Annotated in this window: 1 rRNA gene; it reads left to right on the top strand. The window is 55.2% G+C overall.

Features of this window, described 5'->3' with window-relative positions:
* The first annotated feature begins 70 nt into the window (after positions 1-70).
* Positions 71-3196 (top strand): 23S ribosomal RNA (locus ACFCV3_RS42555).
* Positions 3197-3290 lie beyond the last annotated feature (94 nt).

The following is a 3290-nucleotide window of genomic DNA, read 5'->3' as shown; positions in this document are numbered from 1 at the left end:
CCTGGTCGTATTTTGAGAACTGTATAGTGGACGCGAGCATCTTTGTAGCGAAATGTTTTTGTTGTTGTTGTGACAAGCTACTAAGGGCAATCGGTGGATGTCTTGGCACCAAGAGCCGATGAAGGACGTTGGAGCCTGCGATAAGCCCCGGGGAGTTGGCAACCGAGCTGTGATCCGGGGGTGTCCGAATGGGGAAACCCAGCTGGCATTCTAAAGCCAGTTACCAGTGCCTGAACACATAGGGTTCTGGAGGGAACGCGGGGAAGTGAAACATCTCAGTACCCGCAGGAAGAGAAAACAATAGTGATTCCGTGAGTAGTGGCGAGCGAAAGCGGATGAGGCTAAACCATGTGCGTGTGATAGCCGGCGTGTGTTGCGCATGTGGGGTTGTGGGAGCATTCAGGTACCAATGCCGTGGTATCGGGGAGTTATAAATCACTGTTGAAGTCGAATCTTCTGGAATGTTGAGCCGTAGTGGGTTATAGCCCTGTAGGCGTAAGACAGTGACTTCCGAGTGTTTTCCCAAGTAGCACGGGACTCTTGAAATCCCGTGTGAATCTGGCGGGACCACCCGCTAAGCCTAAATACTTCTTGGTGACCGATAGCGGACTAGTACCGTGAGGGAAAGATGAAAAGTACCCCGGGAGGGGAGTGAAATAGTACCTGAAACCGATTGCCTACAATCCGTCGGAGCATGTTCTTTGGAATGTGTGACGGCGTGCCTTTTGAAGAATGAGCCTGCGAGTTAGTGGTGTGTGGCGAGGTTAACCCGTGTGGGGTAGCCGTAGCGAAAGCGAGTCTGAATAGGGCGAAATAGTCGCATGCTCTAGACCCGAAGCGGAGTGATCTATCCATGGGCAGGTTGAAGCGCGGGTAAGACCGCGTGGAGGACCGAACCCACCAGGGTTGAAAACCTGGGGGATGACCTGTGGATAGGGGTGAAAGGCCAATCAAACTCCGTGATAGCTGGTTCTCCCCGAAATGCATATAGGTGCAGCGTCGCGTGTTTCTTACCGGAGGTAGAGCACTGGATGGTCTAGGGGGCTTACCGGCTTACCGAAATCAGCCAAACTCCGAATGCCGGTAAGTGAGAGCGCGGCAGTGAGACTGCGGGGGATAAGCTCCGTAGTCGAGAGGGAAACAGCCCAGATCACCAGCTAAGGCCCCTAAGCGATTGCTAAGTGGAAAAGGATGTGGAGTTGCCCAGACAACCAGGAGGTTGGCTTAGAAGCAGCCACCCTTGAAAGAGTGCGTAATAGCTCACTGGTCAAGTGATTCCGCGCCGACAATGTAGCGGGGCTCAAGCAATCCGCCGAAGCTGTGGCATTCATACTTGTACCCGGCCCAGACTTGATCTGGGTCCAGGTGTGTGGATGGGTAGGGGAGCGTCGTGCAGCGTGTGAAGCAGCCTAGTGATGGAGTTGTGGATGCTGCACGAGTGAGAATGCAGGCATGAGTAGCGAATGACGGGTGAGAAACCCGTCCGCCGGATGATCAAGGGTTCCAGGGTCAAGCTAATCTGCCCTGGGTAAGTCGGGACCTAAGGCGAGGCCGACAGGCGTAGTCGATGGACAACGGGTTGATATTCCCGTACCGGCATTAACACGACAAGACCGAACCCGATAATGCTAAGTCTTTGAAGCTGTGCGGCCTTCGGGCCAAGTGGTGGAACAGACGACCCGAGTTGGTATTAGGTGCACTGAGGAGTGACGCAGGAGGGTAGTCCAACCGCGGCGATGGTAGGCGTAAGCTGATCCGCGGGCAAGGTGGTAGGGCGAGGCATAGGCAAATCCGTGTCTCACGAAGCCTGAGAGCCGAGGCGGACCCGTTCAGGGGAAGTGGATGATCCCATGCTGCCGAGAAAAACTTCGTAGTGAGTGTTAGAGCCGCCCGTACCCCAAACCGACACAGGTGATCAGGTAGAGAATACCAAGGCGATCGAGTGAACCATGGTTAAGGAACTCGGCAAAATGCCCCCGTAACTTCGGGAGAAGGGGGGCCGGATGCGTTACATGGCTTGCCCATGGAAGCGTTGATGGCCGCAGAGACCAGGCCCAAGCGACTGTTTACTAAAAACACAGGTCCGTGCGAAGAAGTAATTCGATGTATACGGACTGACGCCTGCCCGGTGCTGGAACGTTAAGGGGACAGGTTAGCTGGCTTAGGCCGGCGAAGCTTTGAACTTAAGCGCCAGTAAACGGCGGTGGTAACTATAACCATCCTAAGGTAGCGAAATTCCTTGTCGGGTAAGTTCCGACCTGCACGAATGGCGTAACGACTTGGGCGCTGTCTCAACCGTGGACTCGGCGAAATTGCATTACGAGTAAAGATGCTCGTTACGCGCAGCAGGACGGAAAGACCCCGGGACCTTTACTACAACTTGGTATTGGTGGTCGGTACAACTTGTGTAGGATAGGTGGGAGACTGTGAAGCTCGGACGCCAGTTCGGGTGGAGTCATCGTTGAAATACCACTCTGGTTGTTCTGGCTGTCTAACTTAGGTCCATTATCTGGATCAGGGACAGTGCCTGGTGGGTAGTTTGACTGGGGCGGTCGCCTCCTAAAAGGTAACGGAGGCGCTCAAAGGTTCCCTCAGCCTGGTTGGCAATCAGGTGTCGAGTGTAAGTGCACAAGGGAGCTTGACTGTGAGACAGACATGTCGAGCAGGGACGAAAGTCGGAACTAGTGATCCGGCGGTGGCATGTGGGAGCACCGTCGCTCAACGGATAAAAGGTACCCCGGGGATAACAGGCTGATCTTCCCCAAGAGTCCATATCGACGGGATGGTTTGGCACCTCGATGTCGGCTCGTCGCATCCTGGGGCTGGAGTAGGTCCCAAGGGTTGGGCTGTTCGCCCATTAAAGCGGCACGCGAGCTGGGTTTAGAACGTCGTGAGACAGTTCGGTCCCTATCCGCTGCGCGCGCAGGAGACTTGAGAAGGGCTGCCCCTAGTACGAGAGGACCGGGGTGGACGAACCTCTGGTGTGCCAGTTGTTCCGCCAGGAGCACGGCTGGTTGGCTACGTTCGGGAGTGATAACCGCTGAAAGCATCTAAGCGGGAAGCACGCTTCAAGATGAGGTCTCCCACCGGGTTAACCGGGTAAGGCCCCCAGTAGACCACTGGGTTGATAGGCCAGAAGTGGAAGCACCGTAAGGTGTGGAGCTGACTGGTACTAATAGGCCGAGGGCTTGTCACACACCAACCACTGGTTGGCGATGACACAGACCGCTGCGCTACAAGTAACTCGCGTTCACTGTACGGTTCCCAGAATATGAACAGGACCCCCAGCA

Source organism: Kribbella sp. NPDC056345, from assembly GCF_042262745.1.
Lineage (GTDB): Bacteria > Actinomycetota > Actinomycetes > Propionibacteriales > Kribbellaceae > Kribbella.
This window is presented reverse-complemented; position numbering and strand designations above follow the sequence as displayed.